Source organism: Microbacterium aquimaris, assembly GCF_039531285.1.
In the GTDB taxonomy this organism is placed as follows: Bacteria; Actinomycetota; Actinomycetes; order Actinomycetales; family Microbacteriaceae; genus Microbacterium; species Microbacterium aquimaris.
The window spans coordinates 952820-970462 of sequence record NZ_BAAAPT010000001.1; the positions used below are offsets into that span (position 1 = coordinate 952820).

A 17643-nucleotide genomic window follows, 5' to 3' on the forward strand; every position below is an offset into this window, starting at 1 on the left:
GCGGGTAGACTCCCCACCATGGCCGAGCGCAACACCTGGCAGCGCGAGCGCGTGCGAGAGGCGCTCGGAGACGCCCGCGGTTTCGTCAGCGCACAGACGTTGCACGCCACGCTCCGCGAGGAGAACACCGGGATCGGACTCGCCACCGTCTACCGCGCCCTCGCCGGCTTCGCCGCCAAGGGGCAGGCCGACTCCCTGCAGAGTCCGGAGGGGGAGAACCTCTATCGGGCCTGCGAGTCGCCCGGCCACCATCACCACCTCATCTGCCGCTCCTGCGGTCTGACCGTCGAGATCGCCGCCTCCGATGTCGAACAGTGGGCGCACTCGACGGCATCCGAGCACGGCTTCACCGCCGCCGAACACGTCGTCGACATCTTCGGCCTGTGCCCGGCGTGCACGGCCGCCCAGGCGAACGAGCGTGCCGACGACTGACGCCGGGCGCCGTTCCGCACCCTCCGCGGTCGAGCCGTCATCGACCGCCCGCGCGCTGTTGTGGGTGGGCGTCGGTGTCGCGGTGATCGGCGCGCTGTTCGCCATCGACCTGCTGCTGCCGACGCTGTACCCGATGGCGCTGTCCACGCGCGCCCAGGACGGGCTGACACTCGCCATCAGCGTGCTGATCGAGTCCCTCCCGTTCATCGCCCTGGGCGTGGTGCTCTCGATCGTCGTGCAGGTGTGGGTCCCCCCGGGCGTCATCGAGCGCTGGCTGCCGCGCGCCGCATGGGCGCGACGTGCGGTGCTGTCCCTGCTCGGGATGCTGATCCCCGTATGCGAGTGCGGGAATGTGCCCTTCGCGCGCGGCCTGCTCATGCGCGGTTTCAGCGTTCCCGAGACGATGACCTTCCTCATCGCGGCGCCCATCGTCAACCCGATCGTGATCATCACGACCCACGCGGCGTTCGGGTTCGACGACGGCATCCTCGTCGCGCGCATCCTGGGCGGCTACCTCATCGCCAACCTCATCGGGTGGCTGTACAGCCTGCACCGCGACCCGGACGGGCTGCTCACCGAACGTTTCCGGGACACGTGCGAGCTCGTCACCCACGAGACCGGAGGACGGTTCCGGCGCAGCCTGGCGCAGTTCGTCGTCGAGCTGCGGGCGGTGATGCCCGCACTGATCATCGGATCGGCGATCGCCGGGGCCGTGCAAGTGCTCGTGCCACGGGAGCTGCTGCTGGCGATCGGATCCGACCCGGCGTTGTCGATCGTCGCGATGATCGCCCTGGCGATGGTGGTGTCGATCTGCTCGAACGTCGATTCGTTCTTCGCGCTCTCCTTCGCCTCGACCTTCACGCCCGGGTCGATCGTCGCGTTCCTCCTGGTGGGTCCCCTGGTCGACGTGAAGATGCTCGCATTGTTGCGGACGACGTTCACCACCCGCACCCTCGCCGGCATCGTGGTCGTGGTCGTGTTCAGCGCCTTCGCCATCGCGACGGGGGTGAACCTCTTTGCCTGACCTCGGTGCGCTCGGCAGTCGTTGGCTCGGCGTCGGGTTGTCGACCATCATCGCGGTGGTCACCCTGTCCCTGGCGATGACCGGCGATCTCGATCTGTACATCAACCCCGACTCGTCGTGGTTCGCGGTGCTGATGGCCGTCGTGCTCGTGATCGGCGCGGTGGCCTCGTTCGCCCTGCCCCTCGGGGCCGAAGCCGACCACGGTCACGACCACGGCCCGACCGAGCCGGCGCCGGGCCCGCGTCGACGGGGGGCGGAGGCGGAGCCCGACCCGGTGATGTCCGGGCCGGCCCCGGAGCCGAATCCTGCCGTCGGCGAGGAGACCCTCGGGCGTCCGCTGACCCGCGCCGAGCTGCGTGCCGCCCGCGAGGCGGCCGAGGAACGCCAGGCCCCGGCCCCACCGCACGAAGAGTCCGCGGGCCAGGCCCACGCGCACCCGCCTGCGCATCCGGCCGCCCTCGCCGCATCGGTCACCGGCGGGGTGATCGCGTCGGGCGTCGTGCTGCTCACCCTGTTCCTGCCGCCGTCGTCGCTGTCCGCCGAGCTGGCGCTCTCGCGCGATGTCGGCGTCACACCGCTGTTCGCGGGCCAGGATGCGGTGCAGCTCGCCGCATCCGGCGACACGTCGGCCTTCGGCATCGGTGAATGGTCGACCGTGTTCGCCACCTCCACTTCTCCGGAGACCTTCGACGGGCAGGAGGTCACCCTCACCGGTTTCGTCGCGCCCGGCGACGACGGTTTCGGGTTGACACGTCTGGTCATCACCCACTGCGTGATCGACGCGCAGACCGCGAGCGTCCCGGTCAGCTCGACCGGCGAGGTGCCGGCCTCGGGTCAGTGGGTCGAAGTGTCGGGCACGGTCAGGGCGGCCAGCGACGGGACCTTCACGATCGACGCCGCCGAGGTCACCGAGATCGACGAACCCGAGGACCCGTATGAGTACTGACGCGGCCGGGGGCACCCGAAGGCTCGGCTTCGGCGCGGTGTTCGCGATCGTGGTCGCGATCCTGGCCGTGCTGGCCACCACCGGTGCGGTCGTGAGCGTGGCGCAGGGCCCCCGCGTAACCGACGTCGCGGTCGATCCCGAGGCCGCGGTGGACGCATCCGGCACCCGTCTGATCTTCACGACCACGCAGTCGCTGCAGGAGGTCGACGCGTCGCAGGTGACCGTCACCCCCGACGTGCCCTTCGCCGTGGACACCTCGGGCCGCAGTGTGGGCGTGCGGTTCACCCTGCCGTTGTGGGATGAGACCGAATACACCGTCACGATCGACGGTGTGACGGGCCTCGGAGGGGGGCCGAGCGCCACCCTCAGCGAGACGTTCACCACCCCGGCGATCGACCTCTACCTGCTGCAGCGCGGCGGTGAGAACGGCGACAGCGTGTTCGTCACCGACCTCGGGGGGGAACAGGCCATCCCCGTGTTCACGCATCCGGCCATCGAAGACTTCCGCGTCACCGCGGACCACCTCGTCATCTCGGTGCGTGACGAACAGGACCGCTCGCAGCTGATCGTCACCGACCACGACGGAGAGAACGAGCGCACCCTTGCGCTACCCGGGGAGGGGACGATCGCGAACCTGCAGTCCGCGGATCGCGGCGACCGCATCGGATACACCTACACGGATGACGCCGTCGGCACGGAGGGCGCTCTCGAGAGCGCGTTGTTCACCGCCTCGGTCGACGACTCCGCGGCCGACGACGAGCCGGTCCAGGTCGTCGTCGAGGGCAGCGATCCCCGCGTCGATTCGTGGTCGTTCGTCCCCGACACCGACAGTGTGCTGTTCGTCGGCTTCGACAGTGCGCTGACCCTCACCGGTCCCACGGGGGAGAACCCCGCCTCGTTCGGACTGGCCAACACCATCGCCGGGATCACTCCCGGAACGTCGGAGGCGATCATCGACCGCCCCGAGGGGTGGGTCATCCTCGACCTGTCCACCGGTGACGAGACCGACCTCGTGCAGACCTCCGACGAGATCGGCACGCTGAACGACGTCGAGCCGATCCCCGGCGGCGGCACGCTGCGCACCCTGTCACTGCGGGATGCATCCGGGCAGCCGATCGCCACCACCGTCGCGACCGTCGACGCGGACGGGGCAGCCGACATCGTCATGGATGTGCCCAACGGGGACGCCGTCCTGCAGACGTGTGTCTCGCCGAGCGGCCGCTACGCCGCCGTGCTCGTCGCCCCGGACGTCGTCTCCAACCGCTACGACGGCTACCTGCTGCCGCTTCCCGACCGTGTCGAAACCCACATCCTCGCCCTGGATGACGCCGATGAGATCGTCGCACTGTCCGGCTTCGACGCCTCATGGTGCCGCTTGCCTCCCGGATGACCTCTGTCGTGGGCGGGGTTCCGGTGCGCGCGGCCGGTCGGACGGACCTCATCGGGCTCCCGCTGGAGGTCGCGCCGCGACTGCTCGGCGGAGTCCTCGTGACCGAGGTCGACGGGGACAGGGTCGCGGTGCGTCTGACGGAAGTCGAGGCGTATCTCGGTCTCGGAACCGGGGAGGTGCCCGATCCCGGATCCCACGCGCGCCGGGGCCCGACCAGCCGCAACGCGACCATGTGGGGTGACCCGGGCCACCTGTACGTCTACCTCAGCCACGGCATCCACTCCTGCGTGAACGTCGTGTGCGGACCGTCCGGGGTCGCCGGCGCGGTGTTGTTCCGCGCCGGCGAGGTCGTCGAGGGTCGGGATGTGGCCATCCGGCGACGCACCACCGGTCGAGGCGTGGTGCGTCGCGACCGCGACATCGCACGGGGCCCGGGACGGTTGGGCGACGCGGTGGGCCTGCGGCATGCGGTGCACGACGGTCTCGATGCGATCGGCCCTGAGGGCGACCGGGAGACGACGGCGCGACTGTGGCTTCCCGCGCACCCGGTGATCGCCCCCGCGTGCGGGCCGCGCGTGGGTGTGGCCGGTGTCGCCGGCACCGCGGAGTACCCGTGGCGGTTCTGGATCGAGGGCGACCCGACCGTGTCCGCCTTCCGGTGGGGCAGGGGAGCGGCGGAGCTGTCAAGCCCGACACGCCCGGCATGCTAAGGTTGTTGTTTGTCTGCGCGCACTCCAGCGCGTAGTTCGCATCCCACACCCTCTTCAGCCCGGCGACGGGACGTCTTCGGTGCGGGGCGCAGACAAGGGATCTTGGGTGAGGCCGTCCGGCCTCACGGTACAGAAGGAGACACCATGGCCGCAGTGTGCCAGGTGACCGGAGCGGTTCCCGGCTTCGGTCACAACATCAGCCACTCGCACCGCCGGACGAAGCGCCGCTTCGACCCGAACGTGCAGAAGAAGACCTACTACGTTCCCTCGCTCGGTCGTAAGGTCACCCTGAACGTGTCCGCCAAGGGCATCAAGGTGATCGACGCGCGCGGTATCGAGTCGGTCGTGAAGGACCTCGTCGCGAAGGGTGTGAAGCTCTAATGGCGAAGAAGGCTCAGGACGTCCGTCCGATCATCAAGCTGCGTTCGACCGCCGGCACGGGGTACACCTACGTGACGCGCAAGAACCGCCGCAACAACCCCGACCGCATCGTGCTGAAGAAGTACGACCCGGTCGTCCGCAAGCACGTCGATTTCCGAGAGGAGCGCTGATCATGGCCAAGAAGAGCAAGATCGCGCGCAACAAGCAGCGCCAGGAGGTCGTGGACCGTTACGCGGAGAAGCGCCTCGAGCTGAAGAAGCAGCTCGTCGACCCGACCTCGACCGACGAGCAGCGTGAAGCCGCTCGTGTGGGCCTGCAGAAGCTGCCCCGCAACGCGTCGCCGGTGCGTCTGCGCAACCGCGACGTCATCGACGGTCGCCCGCGCGGCCACCTGAAGAAGTTCGGCATCTCGCGTGTGCGCTTCCGCGACATGGCGCACCGTGGCGAACTGCCCGGCGTGACCAAGTCGAGCTGGTAAGTCAGCCGCCGTGACGGCACCGTCGGGTGGGTGATCTCACCCGACGGTCAGTAAAGGCCCGGATCCTGTCGGATCCGGGCCTTCGCGCATCCCGGAAGGCCCGTCGGTGCTCGCGTTGTGCACTGTCTCAGGCTGCGGGCCTCCGTTTCCGGCCACACGGCCGGAATAAGGACGCGGCCCGCGCGCCCAGCCTGAGTCGGTGCACGGGAGCGGTGCTGCCGTCCCCCTGCTTGCTGCGGGCCCCCGCGCGGGCTCGAGCCGCCCCCCTCGTTGAGACACCGCGAATGCCGCGAGAAACCGCGCATTGCCGTGTTTCTCGCGCGGCGTGGGGTGTCTCACACGTCACACGGGCCCCAGGAAGACCGCGACACGCCGGACAACCCCCCTCTCAGGGCGTGAAATCCGCGTGATTACGCGGTTCGTGGGTATATTCGAGGCGGTCGTTCCGACCAAGCCGGGAGGCAGTCGCCACTCGGTCCAAGAAACGAGAGGCGACGATCCGTCGCCTTGGAGGACAAATACATGGCTGACAAGTCCATCACCAAGACCGAACTCGTCGCGAGCATCGCCAGCGCGACCGGCCAGAGCCAGTCCGCCGTCTCGAGCGTGCTCGACTCCCTCTTCGCCACCGTCTCGGAGGCCGTGGCCAAGGGCAACAAGGTCTCGATCCCCGGTTGGCTGTCGTTCGAGCAGGTCGAGACCTCGGCCCGCACCGGCCGCAACCCGCAGACCGGCGAGGAGATCGCCATCCCCGCGGGCAAGCGCGTCAAGGTGACCGCAGGCTCGAAGCTGAAGGCTGCCGTCAAGTAAGACAGCACGCAGACTTCCCGGAGGGGGTGCCGCTCGGCGGCGCCCCCTCCGGTCGTTCTCCAGCGGGAACGATCTACGCTTATGGGGTGAACCCCCGCGCACTGCGGGCCGCCGGGCCCGTGATCCTCGCCGCGGCCGCGCTCCTGACCCTGGTCTGGGCGCTGGCCTACGGCGGTGGAGCCGCACCCCTCATCCTCGGTGACGCGGGGCCGATCGTGCGGTGGGGGATCCCCGTGGTCAAACTCGCGGTCAACCTCGCCGCCGCAGGCATGGTCGGCACTCTCGTCGTCGCCCTGTACGCGCTGAAGGCGGGGGAGCGCGAGTTCGACGTCGCGCTCGACGCCGCCTCGATCTCGGCTGCGGTGTTCACCGTCGCCGCGGGCGCCAACGGCTTTCTCGTCTTCCTCGATTCCTTCAACGCCCAGCTCAGCCTCGGGCCGGAGTTCGGGGCCCAGCTGGGTCGCTTCCTCGTCGAGACCGAGTTGGGCCGGGTGTGGTTGATCACCACCGTGCTCGGCGCCGTCATCACGGTGATCGCCTTCGCCGTCCGCTCGTGGACCTCGACGTTCTTCCTCGCTCTGCTGGCCGTGGCCGCACTGGTACCCATGGGGACGCAGGGGCACTCGGGCGATCAGGCGAACCACAATCTCGCCGTGTCGTCTCTGGTGCTGCACATCATCGGCGCAGCGGTCTGGCTCGGTGGGCTCCTGCTCATGGTGCTCATCCGCCCGATCGTCTCGGGTGCCACGATGCGCGCGGCGATGCGGCGCTACTCCACGCTCGCACTGGTCTCGTTCATCGTGGTGGCGGTCTCGGGCACGGTGCGCGCCGCGGTCGGCGTCGGCGACCTCGAGGGGCTCCTCACGCCCTACGGGGTGATCGTGATGGTCAAGGCCGCGGCTCTCGTGGGTATCGGCCTGCTCGGCGCCGTGTACCGCAATCGCCTCATCGCGCGCATGACCGATACGGCCCGAGGCGTCTTCTGGGCGCTGATCGCCCTCGAACTGGTCTTCATGGGGATCGCCAGCGGCGCCGCCTCGGCGCTGGCCCGTACCGCTCCGCCGACCGACAGCAACATCCCCGAGAATGTCTCCCCCGCGTACTACCTCACCGGCGCCGAGCTTCCTCCCGAGCTGACCCCCATCCGGTGGCTCACCGTGTGGGACGTCGACGTGTTGTGGGCCTTCGTCGTCGGGTTCGGCCTGTTCTTCTACCTCGCCGGCGTCTGGCGCCTGCACCGTCGTGGCGACGCGTGGCCGATCTACCGCACGGTCATGTGGGTGTCGGGGCTGCTCATGCTCCTGTGGGTCACGTGCGGCGCCCCCAACGCCTACCAGGACTACCTGTTCAGCGTGCACATGCTGGGGCACATGCTGTTGAGCATGGGGATCCCGGTGCTGCTGGTGGCGGGCGCCCCGGTGACCCTCGCGGCGCGCGCGATCCGCAAGCGCGACGACGGAACCCGGGGTGGGCGCGAGTGGATCCTGTGGACGGTGCACTCGCCCTACATGCGGGTGCTCACCAACCCGTTCGTCGCCGCCGGCCTGTTCGTGGTGTCGCTGTGGCTGTTCTACTACACCGACCTGTTCCGGTGGGCCCTGTACGACCACGTCGGGCACGTGTGGATGGTGGCGCACTTCCTGCTCACCGGCTATTTGTTCGCCCTCACCCTCATCGGCATCGACCCGGTGCCGTATCGGCTGCCGTACGCGGGCCGCCTGCTGTTGCTGGTGGGCGTCATGGCGATGCATGCGTTCTTCGGCGTCGCGATGATGATGCAGACCGGGCTGATGGCCGCCGAGTGGTACGGGGCCATGGGACGCACATGGGGTCTGCCACCCCTGGAGGACCAGTACCTCGGCGGCGGGATCGCGTGGTCGGTGGGGGAGATCCCGACCCTCACGGTGGCCATCACCCTGGCGATTCAGTGGAGTCGCAGTGACGAGCGGATGCAGCGTCGCCGCGACCGCGCCGCGGACCGGTCGGGCGACGCCGAACTCGAGGAGTACAACGCGCGTCTGGCGAAGCTGGCCGAACGCGACAAGCGCGCCGAGGAGGCCGTGCACCGATGACCGATCACTACCGCCGGCGTTGGGTCGGACTCGTCTTCATCAGCATCGCGGTGTCGCTGATCATCGTCGACTCCACCATCGTCAATGTCGCCGTACCCTCGATCGTCGAAGACCTCGGCATCTCGTCGACCCAGGTCCAGTGGGTGCAGGAGGCGTACACGCTGGTCTTCGCGTCGTTGCTGCTGTTGTTCGGAAGCCTCGCCGACCGGTTCGGACGCAAGCGGCTGATGCTGATCGGGATCGTCGTGTTCGCCGCATCGTCGGTGTTGGCCGCACTGGCACCGACCGGCGAGTTGCTCATCCTCGCCCGCCTGGTGCAGGGCGTGGGTGGGGCGATGATCCTCCCGACCACCCTGTCGGTCATCAACGCGACCTTCCGGGGCCGCGAACGCGGCATCGCCTTCGCGGTGTGGGGGTCGACCATCGGAGGTATGGCGGCGGTGGGGCCGCTGTTGGGAGGGTGGCTGACGACGGACTTCTCCTGGCGTTGGGCGTTCGGTATCAACATCCCGCTGGGCATCGCCGTGTTCGTCGGCATCGCGTTCGCGGTCGCCGAGTCGAAGGAGACGCGCGCGAAGGGCATCGACGTGGTCGGGGCGATCCTGTCGGTGGTGTTGTTCGGCGGGCTCGTGTTCGGCCTCATCGAGGGCCGCACGTACGGGTGGTGGAGCGGGACCGAGACCTTCACCCTCGGTGGGTTCACGTGGCCGTGGGCGATCTCGCCGGTTCCGGTCGCGTTCGCGGTCTCGGCCCTGGCGCTGGTCGGCTTCATCTCCTGGGGGCTCTCGCGCAGTCGTCGCGGACGCCCCTCGCTGCTGGAGTTCTCCCTGTTCCGCATCCGGTCGTTCTCCAACGGCAACATCGCCGCGCTCGTGATCGCCCTGGGAGAGTTCGGCCTCATCCTGTCGCTGCCGCTGTGGTTGCAGTTCGTGCTCGGCTTCGATGCCCTGCAGACCGGCCTCGTGCTCCTCGCGCTCGCCGTCGGTTCCTTCGTCGCGAGCGGGATCGCGGGGGCCGCCAGCGGCCGCGTCGATCCGGTCGTGATCGTCCGTCTCGGCATCATCGCCGAGATCATCGGTGTCGTCGCCGTCGCCTTCGTCATCTCGCCCGACGCGACGTGGGGCTGGTTGTTGCCGGCACTGTTCGTCTACGGACTGGGGGTGGGTCTTGCGACCGCCCAGCTGACGGGTGTCATCTTGCAGGATGTGCCGGTCGACCTGTCCGGGCAAGGGTCGGGGACGCAGTCGACGTCGCGCCAGGTGGGGTCGGCGCTGGGGATCGCGATCCTCGGCACGGTGCTGTTCACCTCCACCGGCGGAATCCTGTCGGACAGTCTCGACGATGCCGGTGTGCCCGAAGCGCAGCGCGACGAGGTCGTCTCGGCGGTCGTCGACAGCGCGGGGGCGGCGATCGCCGGGCTCGAGGAGTCGGACCCTTCCGGGGTGATCCCGGATGCCGCCAAGGCTGCTTTCTCGGATGGCACGCGTTTGTCGGCTCTCACTGCGGCCGGTTTCCTCGTGATCGGTCTCGGCGCGACTTTCGCCCTGGGGCGAGGTTCGGCCCGGTCGGAGGAGGAGCTCAGCGCACAGACGGCGCATCGCTGAGGGCGAATCGTTCCTCAGCCCCCGCCGACGACGATCGACGCGGTGCCGTCGGGCAGCACGGTGATGGTCCCGGTCACGGCGAACGGGACGTCTTCACTGACGTCGCGGATGCTGCCGTCGAACAACGACTGGATCTGCACGTCGATGTGCGCGACCGCCGCGGTCGCCGGGATCTTCCAACCTGCCCCGTCAGGCTCGACCGACACGGTGGGCTGTGAAGCGATCGACCACGACGGCAGACCGACGATGCGGTCGTCGACGGTGTAGCCGAACGGGCACGCCGTCGGCTGGAGGACCTCCTGTGTCGCGCACGAGGCCAGAAACTCCTCGACCCGCTCCTGGACCACCGCGACGAACTCTTCGGTCGGCTGGGCGGAGACGGTCACCGGCACCTCGGTGAGGGGCGCGTCGGAGAGCACGGCGACCCCGGGGGTGGCGGCGATGGCGGTGTCCACCGACACCGAGTACAGGCCGGGCGAGAACACCAGCATCGAGATGGGTGCCGTGGGGTCGGCGTCGACGCCGTCGGGGGAGACCTGACGCTTGTCGATGTCGAAACCGTTGACGGAGAAGGCCATCGAGCCGTCGACGGCCAAATCGATGACCGCCAGCGGGCTCGTCGCGAACGACCACGTGGGGGCGATGCCGATCCATCCGGTGTGCTCGACCTCGAAGGTGACGGTACCGGTGACGCCTCCGGCGTCGAAGCGCGCGGTCACGTCGGTCAGCTCGCCTGCCGTCTGCTCCGAGATGATCTCGATGTCGGTGAGGGAGCTCATCGCCGCGGCGCGGAGTAGCGCGTCCGAGTCGGGGATGTCGAGACCGGCCGCTTCGAGGTCGGCGGTGTCGATCGCGACACCGGGTAGGGCCAAGGCCTCGGCGGCACGGTTCTCGTGCAGCAGGTGCAGGTAGTGCCGCACGAAGGCCGACGGGCTGTAGAGCTCGCGGTAGACGATCACACCGGCGGCGACCAGCGCGCCGAGCACGACGGTGGTGATCAGTGCGATGACGGTGAGGTCGCGCCCCAGCCGGCGGTCGCGCTTGGGTGGGGGAGACACCGTGCGGGAGCGGCGGGTCGCGGGCGCGTCGGGAACCGGAGGCACACGTGTCGCCTCCGGTGCGGCGTCCGTCGCCCCCCGATCCACACGCCCAGTCTAGGAAAGCGAGCCTGACCGACAGCCGGATGTCGTCACGTGGCGTCGCATGGCTACCATGAATCGGTGACCACGCGCGCCCTCTCCGCCGAGCAGGAGTCGCTGTTCCGGCTGATCGAAGACACGCGCGAGCACGTGTTCGTGACCGGTCGCGCCGGCACCGGCAAGTCGACGCTCCTGCAGCATCTGGCCTGGAACACCTCCAAGCAGATCGCCGTGTGCGCGCCCACCGGAGTCGCCGCGTTGAACGTCGAGGGCCAGACCATCCATTCGCTGTTCCGGTTGCCGATCGGTCTGATCGCCGACGGCGACATCGACCAGTCGGATGCGACGCGCAAGATCCTCAACGCGATCGACACGCTCGTGATCGACGAGATCTCGATGGTCAACGCCGACCTCATGGACGGCATCGATCGGTCGTTGCGCCAAGCGCGCGGACGACGTGGCGAGCCGTTCGGCGGCGTGCAGATCGTGATGTTCGGCGACCCGTATCAGCTTGCCCCGGTCCCGCCGCGCGGCGACGAGTTGCGATACATCAACGACCACTACCGGTCGTTCTGGTTCTTCGACGCGAAGGTGTGGGCGGGCGACGTCGGCGGGGACGGCATCATCGACGTCGGCTCGCACGGCGCGCAGTTGCACGTGCGTGAGCTGGCGGAGATCCACCGCCAGGCCGACCCGGAGTTCAAGGCGATGCTCAACGCCGTTCGCCACGGCATCGTCACCGCCGACATCGCGAAGGTCCTCAACGACACCGGTGCGCGCACCCCTCCCGACCCGACCGCGGATGAGACACCGATCATCACGCTGGCGACCCGCAACGACATCGTCAACACCATCAATCGGCGCCACCTCGACGCGCTGCCGGGACGATCCCAGACCGCCGAGGCCCAGATCACCGGCGACTTCGGGCGCGGCGACGCGCATCCGGCCGACGCGGAACTGAAGCTCAAGATCGGCGCGCAGGTGATGTTCCTGCGCAACGACACGGCGTCGTTCGGCGAGCCCCCGCGTTGGGTCAACGGCACGATCGGCACGGTGACCCGGATCGCCGGGGAGAACGTACGCGTCGAGGTCGACGGCGAGGAGTTCGATGTGGAGCCGGCCGTGTGGGAGAGATTCCGATACGCGTACGATCCGGCGTCGAAGTCGTTGACGCGTGAGGTCGTGGCAGAGTTCACGCAGTTCCCGTTGCGCCTTGCCTGGGCGGTGACCATCCACAAGTCGCAGGGGAAGACCTACGACCGGGCCATCATCGATCTGGGGTCGGGGGCGTTCGCGCCGGGGCAGACCTATGTCGCCCTCTCGCGGCTGACCTCCCTCGACGGGCTGTACCTCTCGCGCCCGCTGCGTCCGAGCGACATCCGGGTCGATCAGGATGTGCGCCGCTTCATGCGCGACGTGCGGCAGGCGGCCGCGGCGCGGTGAGTCAGGCGATCGCGGCGGCCTTGGCGCGCGCGAGGTCGTCGAACAGTTCGGTGTTGAACCGGTAGGCCACCAAGACCTCGTCGATGACCCGCTCCTTCTCCGCGTCGTCCCACGGGGCCGCGTCGAGCTGTTCGCGGTAGACCTCTTTGAACGCGGCCGGGTCGGCGATGTCGTCGAACAGGTAGAAGCCGATGCCGTTGGTCTCGAAACCGAAGCGGCGGCTCATGAGGCGACCGATGTACTGACCGCCGGAGAGGTCGCCGAGGTAGCGGGTGTAGTGGTGGGCGACGAAGCCGCCCGCCCAGGTGGAGCCCACTTCGTTGATGCGCTGGACGTAGCGCTGTGTCGTCGGGAGCGGGGCGATCTTCTCGCGCCAGTCGGGGCCGATGAGGAATTCGAGGTCGGCTTCGAGGGCCGGCAGGCGGGTGAGCTTGTCGCTGATGAAGACCTTCGCGACCGGGTCGTTGCGCATGCGGTCGGCGGCCGCTTCGAGAGCTTCGTAGATGAACCAGTGCTGCGCGGTGAGGGCGATGTAGTCGTCGCGCGTGCCGTCGCCGCGGACGAGGTCGGCCATGAAGCCGGCGTGCTCACTGGATGCGTGTGCGGTGCTGGAACGCTCACGCAGGGCGGTGGAGAAGGAGATGACCTCGCTCATGCCGCCATTGTAGGGGAACGGTTAGGAGCACCTAACCCCTGGTTTCCGATGAAGCGGCCACGGATCAGGTGTGGGGGCGAGGGGGAACACCCAGGCGGCGGCAGGCGTCGTCGTAGAGCGCCACGACCTCGCGGCGCACGTGGGGGCGTTCGGTGATGGTTCCGCCGGGCCACGGAATGCGCACGTGTCCGGTCTCTCCGGTGGAGGAGGTGACCTCCCACGTCGCGCCGTCTCCGTCGAAGCCGACCATGGCCGCCGAGGCGATGTCGCGCCCGGGGGAGTGGGCCCGGGTGATGAGCAGATTGTCGTCGGTGTGGTCGCTGTTCATGTGGCGGAGCACGCCGGCCTGCACGTCGTCGTCGAAGATGTGGGTCACGGAGCATAGCGTAGGGCGGATGCACGCCGGCCTGTGACCGAGTCGTTACGTGGGTGTGTTTGAATTCAGGAGTTGTCACCGGGGGGTGGAGAGCCGAAGAACATGATGCGCCGCAGGATTCTGGGAATCTCGGCGATGGCCGTCGCCGTCGCCCTGACCGCTTCGGCGTGCTCGGGCGGAGGTACCGTCGAGATCGACGTGCCGGCACAGGTCGAGGGCGGCTTCCCCGATGAGCTCCAGCAGCAGCTGCAGGAGGCTGCGGAGCACGCGATGGCGGCGACCGGTGCGACGGGGGCGATCGTGGGCGTATGGGCGCCGTGGAGCGGATCGTGGGTGGCCGGGCTCGGCACCACGGGACCCGACGGAGCCGCGGTCGCCGACGACATGACCTTCCGTGCAAGCCGCGTGACCCGCGCGATGACGTGCGACGTGCTCTACCGCCTCGACGAGAAGGGCACCGTGTCGATCGACGACAGCGTCGCCGACTACGTGCCCGGTGTCCCCGACCTCCAGGACGTCACCCTGGGTATGCTCTGCGACGGCACCTCCGGCATCGGCTCCTACGAGCCCTACCTCAAGGCCGACTGGATCGACTTCCCGGGCCGCGAGTGGGACCCTGCCTTCCTCGCGAGCTTCGGGCTGGGCGATCAGAGCGACGCCGAGCCCGGCTCGGCGTTCCGCGACTCGGATGCGGGGTACGTGCTGCTCGGCCAGGCGCTGGAGAACGCCACGCGCATGTCGGCATCGGACCTGATCGCCGAGTACGTCACCGAACCCCTCGAGCTCACCTCGACCGAGCTTCCGGACCCGGCTCCGGCCGAGCCGGGCGCGAACCCGCTGCCGGGCTACCAGTCGCTGCGGGGGGAAGACGGCCTCAACTGCGCCGAGCCGACCGATTTCACCGAGGCGTCATCCAGCATCGGTTTCACCGACTCCGGTGTCACCAGTTCGATCGACGACCTGGGCCGCTATGCCCAGGCCCTCGCCACCGGTGCGCTGCTGGCCGAGGACAGCGAGCGCTTCGACGGCGCCCTGCCCGCCTACGGCGACGCCCCGTCGTGGCAGACCACTGCCGGGGGAGCGCGGATCACCGGTTCCCTGATCGGACAGTTCGGAACGACCCTCGGCTACTCGACGGCGGCGTTCTCCGACCCCGACACGGGCCTGACCGTCGCCCTGGTGCTCAACAACTCCGCCGGCGGCGCCGCGATCCCCGGCTACCTCGCGTGGGAGCTGGCCGCGATCGCGTCGAAGGCGCCGGCGGCGGCCGGACAGGAGGTCCCGGACGCGGGGCTGCCGTGGACGGCCGAGCAGTTCCACACCGGCATCGCCGAGCGCGCGGTGTGCCCCCTCCCCGACGACGAAGGCTGACGCCTCGGTGAGCCTGCGCGCCGGCAACGCCTCCGCGGTGTTGCTGGTCGTCACCGGCCTCGCGTGTCAGGAGATCGGTGCATCGTTCGCCGTTCTGCTGTTCCCCGAGGTCGGCCCCCTCGGCATGGTCATGCTGCGGCTGGTGTTCTCCGCGCTCCTGCTGTGGGTCATCGCCCGACCTGCCGTGCGTGGGCACTCCCGCGCGGGGTGGCGTGCGGTGGTGTGGTTCGGGGTCGTGCTCGCCGTCATGAACGGGTTGTTCTACCTCGCGCTCGAACGGCTTCCCCTCGGGGTCACGGTCACCATCGAGGTGCTCGGCCCGCTGACCTTGTCGATCATCGCGAGCCGCCGAGCCTCTGCGTGGCTGTGGGCGGCGATCGCGCTCGCCGGCGTCGTCGCGCTCGGGGGAGGCGGCTGGGACAGGCTCGACCCGATCGGTGTGCTGTTCGCGCTCGGGGCGGCCACGAGCTGGGCCTTCTACATCCTCGCCTCCGCCCGTGTCGGGGCCGAGTTCCCCAAGCTCGAAGGGCTGACTCTCGCGATGACCGCCGGGGCGCTCATCGCGTTGCCGTTCGGCATCGCATCCGCCGGCGCCGCGCTCTTGCGCCCCGAGCTGCTCGGTCTCGGAGCCGCGGTCGCGCTGCTGTCTTCGACGATCCCCTACGCGTTCGAACTGGTCGCGTTGCGCCGACTACCCGCGGCCGCGTTCGCAATCCTCATGAGTCTCGCCCCGGCGACCGCCGCGCTCGCCGGATTCGTGCTCCTCGCGCAGCACCTGTCGTGGTTGGAGATCGTGGGGATCGGGCTCGTGATCGTCGCGAGCATCGGCGCGGTCCAGACCGCATCGCGCGAGGAGGTGGACCAGCCGGGTCGGGCCGACGACACGGGGCACCAGGCGGGTCGTCGCCCCCCGGCCGATCCCGCTCGGGAACCGTTCACGGAGCCGCTGGGCTGAGGCGGCGGTGAGAGTTCACCCGCGCGAAACGCCGGACGCGCTACGGTGGTGTCTCGCTGGGGAGGAAGCGGAGGCACGACCCGATGTCACAGCAGACCCCCCTGCGCGTGCGCTCCCGACTCGCCGCCCTTCTGGCCGCGCTCGCCCTCGTTGCCGGGGTCGGCGTCGCCACGGCCCCCGCTTCGGCCGCGGAGTCCGGCTGGCTTCACACCGACGGCGCGCAGATCGTCACCGACAGCGGAGAGCCTCACATCATCCGCGCCGTGTCGTGGTTCGGGCTCGAGACGTCGAACTGTGCACCCCACGGGCTGTGGACCATCTCCCTCGACGAGGGGTTGCAGACCATCGCCGGGCTCGGCTTCAATGCGATCCGCCTGCCGTACGCGAACGAGTGCCTCACCGCCTCGAGCACGTCGTCGATCGACGCCAACGCCAACCCCGACCTCGTCGGCCTCACCCCGCTCCAGGTGATGGATGCCGTGATCGAACGCGCCGACGCCCACGGGCTGGACGTCATCCTCGATCGTCATCGCCCCACCACGTCGGGGCAGTCCGCGCTGTGGTACACCGCCCAGGTCGACGAGCAACAGTGGATCGACGACTGGGTGATGCTCGCCGAACGCTACGCCGAGGATCCGACGGTCATCGGTGCCGACCTGCACAACGAGCCCCACGACAGCGCGTGCTGGGGGTGCGGCGACGCGAGCGTCGACTGGCAGGCTGCCGCGACCCGGGCGGGAAACGCCATCCTCGAGGTGAACCCGCATCTGCTCATCGTCGTCGAGGGCGTCGGGCGCGACGTCGACGGCAGCTACACGTGGTGGGGAGGGGGCCTGCGCGGTGTCGCCGAAGACCCGGTGGTGCTCGACGTCGCCGACCGCGTCGTCTACTCGCCGCACGACTACCCCGTTTCGGTCGCATGGCAGAACTGGTTCGGCGCGGCCGACTACCCGAACAACCTCACTTCACTGTGGGACACCAACTGGGGATACATCCAGCAGCAGGGCCTGGCCCCGGTGCTGCTCGGCGAATTCGGGACGAAGCTGGCCAGCGAAAGCGACCGGCTGTGGTTCGACGAGATCATCGCCTATCTCGATGAGAACGACATGAGCTTCGCCTTCTGGTCGTTCAACCCCAACTCCGGCGACACCGGCGGCATCGTCGCCGACGACTGGCGCACCCCCGAGACCGGCAAGCTCGACGCCCTCGCGCCGATCCTGGGGGATGGCGCGACTCCCGCCCCGACGCCGACGCCGACGCCGACCCCGACTCCGACGCCGACTCCGACCGTCACGCCGACGCCGACGCCCACTCCGACCCCGACGCCCACTCCGACCCCCAGCGCGCCGACCGCGGCACTGTCGGGGTCGCTGCAGCCGACGAGCGTATGGGCGCAGGGGTACGTGGCGAACGTCGTGGTCTCGGCGTCCTCCAACCAGTCCGGGTGGACGGTGTCGTGGACCTCACCGAACGCGACGGGCATCGTCAACGCGTGGGGCATGGACTGCACCCTCGCCGGCGCGACGATCACCTGCGACGGTGCGGGATGGGCCAGGTCGCTCTACCCGGGCCAGACTATGACCGTCGGGTTGCAGGTCGCGGCGACGACAGGGCCCGCGGTGTCGACCTTCTCGGTAACCCCGCACTGACCCGCACTCGGTGCTTGAGTTCGGGCCCTACTTCGGTCTAGGAGGGGCGGTTCGTCCGTCCGGGCCTCTGTGAGTCCTGTCGTCGCGGCGACGATGGCAGTCACCGGACGCGCGGCGCCATTATCGGCACATTGGCGCCCATAAATTGAGTGTCCGCTCTCCGGCCCGCACGACCGTGCATCGCAAGGTGACGCGCACGTTTCTCGAC

Annotated in this window: 18 protein-coding genes; 15 read left to right on the forward strand and 3 right to left on the reverse strand. The window is 69.2% G+C overall.

Annotation, left to right across the window (positions count from 1 at the left end; translation table 11 throughout):
* Nucleotides 1–18: 18 nt before the first annotated feature.
* The 11 genes from ABD204_RS04510 to ABD204_RS04560 all read left to right on the forward strand — a co-directional run bounded on the left by ABD204_RS04510 (nt 19) and on the right by ABD204_RS04560 (nt 9847).
* Nucleotides 19–432: a Fur family transcriptional regulator gene (locus ABD204_RS04510; RefSeq protein WP_194423478.1), complete on the forward strand. Its 414-nt coding sequence runs from the start codon at nt 19–21 to the stop codon at nt 430–432.
* Nucleotides 433–565: 133 nt separating this feature from the next.
* Entirely contained in the window at nt 566–1456 is an 891-nt protein-coding gene (locus ABD204_RS04515) for a permease (protein WP_241747894.1), read from the forward strand.
* Nucleotides 1449–2402 (forward strand): TIGR03943 family putative permease subunit, encoded by a 954-nt coding sequence (locus tag ABD204_RS04520; protein ID WP_194423480.1) that lies wholly within the window; start codon nt 1449–1451, stop codon nt 2400–2402. Before ABD204_RS04515 ends, ABD204_RS04520 begins: the two co-directional genes overlap by 8 nt.
* Complete coding sequence (locus ABD204_RS04525; protein ID WP_194423481.1) at nt 2392–3792, forward strand: hypothetical protein; 1401 nt, start codon at nt 2392–2394, stop codon at nt 3790–3792. Before ABD204_RS04520 ends, ABD204_RS04525 begins: the two co-directional genes overlap by 11 nt.
* Nucleotides 3789–4502: a DNA-3-methyladenine glycosylase gene (locus tag ABD204_RS04530; RefSeq protein WP_194423482.1), complete on the forward strand. Its 714-nt coding sequence runs from the start codon at nt 3789–3791 to the stop codon at nt 4500–4502. Before ABD204_RS04525 ends, ABD204_RS04530 begins: the two co-directional genes overlap by 4 nt.
* A 144-nt stretch (nt 4503–4646) precedes the next feature.
* Nucleotides 4647–4883, forward strand: a complete 237-nt coding sequence (gene rpmB / locus ABD204_RS04535; protein WP_071045229.1) for a 50S ribosomal protein L28 — start codon at nt 4647–4649, stop codon at nt 4881–4883.
* On the forward strand, nt 4883–5053 hold the full coding sequence (gene rpmG / locus ABD204_RS04540; RefSeq protein WP_013584775.1) for a 50S ribosomal protein L33: 171 nt from the start codon (nt 4883–4885) through the stop codon (nt 5051–5053). Before rpmB ends, rpmG begins: the two co-directional genes overlap by 1 nt.
* A 2-nt stretch (nt 5054–5055) precedes the next feature.
* Nucleotides 5056–5361, forward strand: coding sequence for a 30S ribosomal protein S14 (gene rpsN, locus ABD204_RS04545; RefSeq protein WP_194423483.1), 306 nt, complete (start codon nt 5056–5058; stop codon nt 5359–5361).
* A gap of 522 nt (nt 5362–5883) precedes the next feature.
* Nucleotides 5884–6171, forward strand: coding sequence for an HU family DNA-binding protein (locus tag ABD204_RS04550; protein WP_071045226.1), 288 nt, complete (start codon nt 5884–5886; stop codon nt 6169–6171).
* An 86-nt stretch (nt 6172–6257) separates the two neighbouring features.
* The gene (locus ABD204_RS04555; protein WP_322597505.1) at nt 6258–8243 is read left to right on the forward strand and encodes a bifunctional copper resistance protein CopD/cytochrome c oxidase assembly protein; all 1986 of its coding nucleotides are present in this window, start codon (nt 6258–6260) and stop codon (nt 8241–8243) included.
* Nucleotides 8240–9847 carry a DHA2 family efflux MFS transporter permease subunit gene (locus tag ABD204_RS04560; protein ID WP_194423484.1) on the forward strand — a complete coding sequence of 536 codons (1608 nt, stop codon included), beginning with the start codon at nt 8240–8242 and terminating at the stop codon, nt 9845–9847. Before ABD204_RS04555 ends, ABD204_RS04560 begins: the two co-directional genes overlap by 4 nt.
* Nucleotides 9848–9861: 14 nt before the next feature.
* Here ABD204_RS04560 and ABD204_RS04565 read toward each other — a convergent pair whose 3' ends face one another.
* Nucleotides 9862–10992 (reverse strand): hypothetical protein, encoded by a 1131-nt coding sequence (locus ABD204_RS04565; RefSeq protein ID WP_322597506.1) that lies wholly within the window; start codon nt 10990–10992, stop codon nt 9862–9864.
* A 75-nt stretch (nt 10993–11067) separates the two neighbouring features.
* On the opposite strand from ABD204_RS04565, the gene ABD204_RS04570 reads away from it, so the two are divergent.
* Entirely contained in the window at nt 11068–12429 is a 1362-nt protein-coding gene (locus tag ABD204_RS04570) for an ATP-dependent DNA helicase (RefSeq protein WP_194423485.1), read from the forward strand.
* Between the two features lies 1 nt (nt 12430).
* On the opposite strand, the gene ABD204_RS04575 is transcribed toward ABD204_RS04570, so the two are convergent.
* Together ABD204_RS04575 and ABD204_RS04580 are read right to left on the reverse strand one after the other, a co-directional pair.
* On the reverse strand, nt 12431–13084 hold the full coding sequence (locus ABD204_RS04575; protein WP_194423486.1) for a biliverdin-producing heme oxygenase: 654 nt from the start codon (nt 13082–13084) through the stop codon (nt 12431–12433).
* A 64-nt stretch (nt 13085–13148) separates the two neighbouring features.
* Nucleotides 13149–13460, reverse strand: coding sequence for a DUF2470 domain-containing protein (locus tag ABD204_RS04580; RefSeq protein ID WP_194423487.1), 312 nt, complete (start codon nt 13458–13460; stop codon nt 13149–13151).
* A gap of 102 nt (nt 13461–13562) precedes the next feature.
* Here ABD204_RS04580 and ABD204_RS04585 point away from each other — a divergent pair, with 102 nt between their 5' ends.
* The 3 genes from ABD204_RS04585 (at nt 13563) to ABD204_RS04595 (ending at nt 17435) form a co-directional block, all read left to right on the forward strand.
* Complete coding sequence (locus ABD204_RS04585; RefSeq protein ID WP_194423488.1) at nt 13563–14831, forward strand: serine hydrolase domain-containing protein; 1269 nt, start codon at nt 13563–13565, stop codon at nt 14829–14831.
* 7 nt (nt 14832–14838) lie between these two features.
* Nucleotides 14839–15786, forward strand: coding sequence for an EamA family transporter (locus ABD204_RS04590; RefSeq protein ID WP_194423489.1), 948 nt, complete (start codon nt 14839–14841; stop codon nt 15784–15786).
* Between the two features lie 83 nt (nt 15787–15869).
* Nucleotides 15870–17435 (forward strand): cellulase family glycosylhydrolase, encoded by a 1566-nt coding sequence (locus ABD204_RS04595; RefSeq protein ID WP_194423490.1) that lies wholly within the window; start codon nt 15870–15872, stop codon nt 17433–17435.
* The last annotated feature ends 208 nt before the right edge of the window (nt 17436–17643 follow it).

Coding starts and splice junctions, on each gene's coding strand:
- ABD204_RS04510 (WP_194423478.1), top strand. CDS start 19: ATGGCCGAGCGCAACACCTGGCAGCGCGAGCGCGTGCGAGAGGCGCTC.
- ABD204_RS04515 (WP_241747894.1), top strand. CDS start 566: ATGGCGCTGTCCACGCGCGCCCAGGACGGGCTGACACTCGCCATCAGC.
- ABD204_RS04525 (WP_194423481.1), top strand. CDS start 2,392: ATGAGTACTGACGCGGCCGGGGGCACCCGAAGGCTCGGCTTCGGCGCG.
- ABD204_RS04530 (WP_194423482.1), top strand. CDS start 3,789: ATGACCTCTGTCGTGGGCGGGGTTCCGGTGCGCGCGGCCGGTCGGACG.
- rpmB (WP_071045229.1), top strand. CDS start 4,647: ATGGCCGCAGTGTGCCAGGTGACCGGAGCGGTTCCCGGCTTCGGTCAC.
- rpmG (WP_013584775.1), top strand. CDS start 4,883: ATGGCGAAGAAGGCTCAGGACGTCCGTCCGATCATCAAGCTGCGTTCG.
- rpsN (WP_194423483.1), top strand. CDS start 5,056: ATGGCCAAGAAGAGCAAGATCGCGCGCAACAAGCAGCGCCAGGAGGTC.
- ABD204_RS04550 (WP_071045226.1), top strand. CDS start 5,884: ATGGCTGACAAGTCCATCACCAAGACCGAACTCGTCGCGAGCATCGCC.
- ABD204_RS04560 (WP_194423484.1), top strand. CDS start 8,240: ATGACCGATCACTACCGCCGGCGTTGGGTCGGACTCGTCTTCATCAGC.
- ABD204_RS04575 (WP_194423486.1), bottom strand. CDS start 13,084: ATGAGCGAGGTCATCTCCTTCTCCACCGCCCTGCGTGAGCGTTCCAGC.
- ABD204_RS04585 (WP_194423488.1), top strand. CDS start 13,563: ATGATGCGCCGCAGGATTCTGGGAATCTCGGCGATGGCCGTCGCCGTC.
- ABD204_RS04595 (WP_194423490.1), top strand. CDS start 15,870: ATGTCACAGCAGACCCCCCTGCGCGTGCGCTCCCGACTCGCCGCCCTT.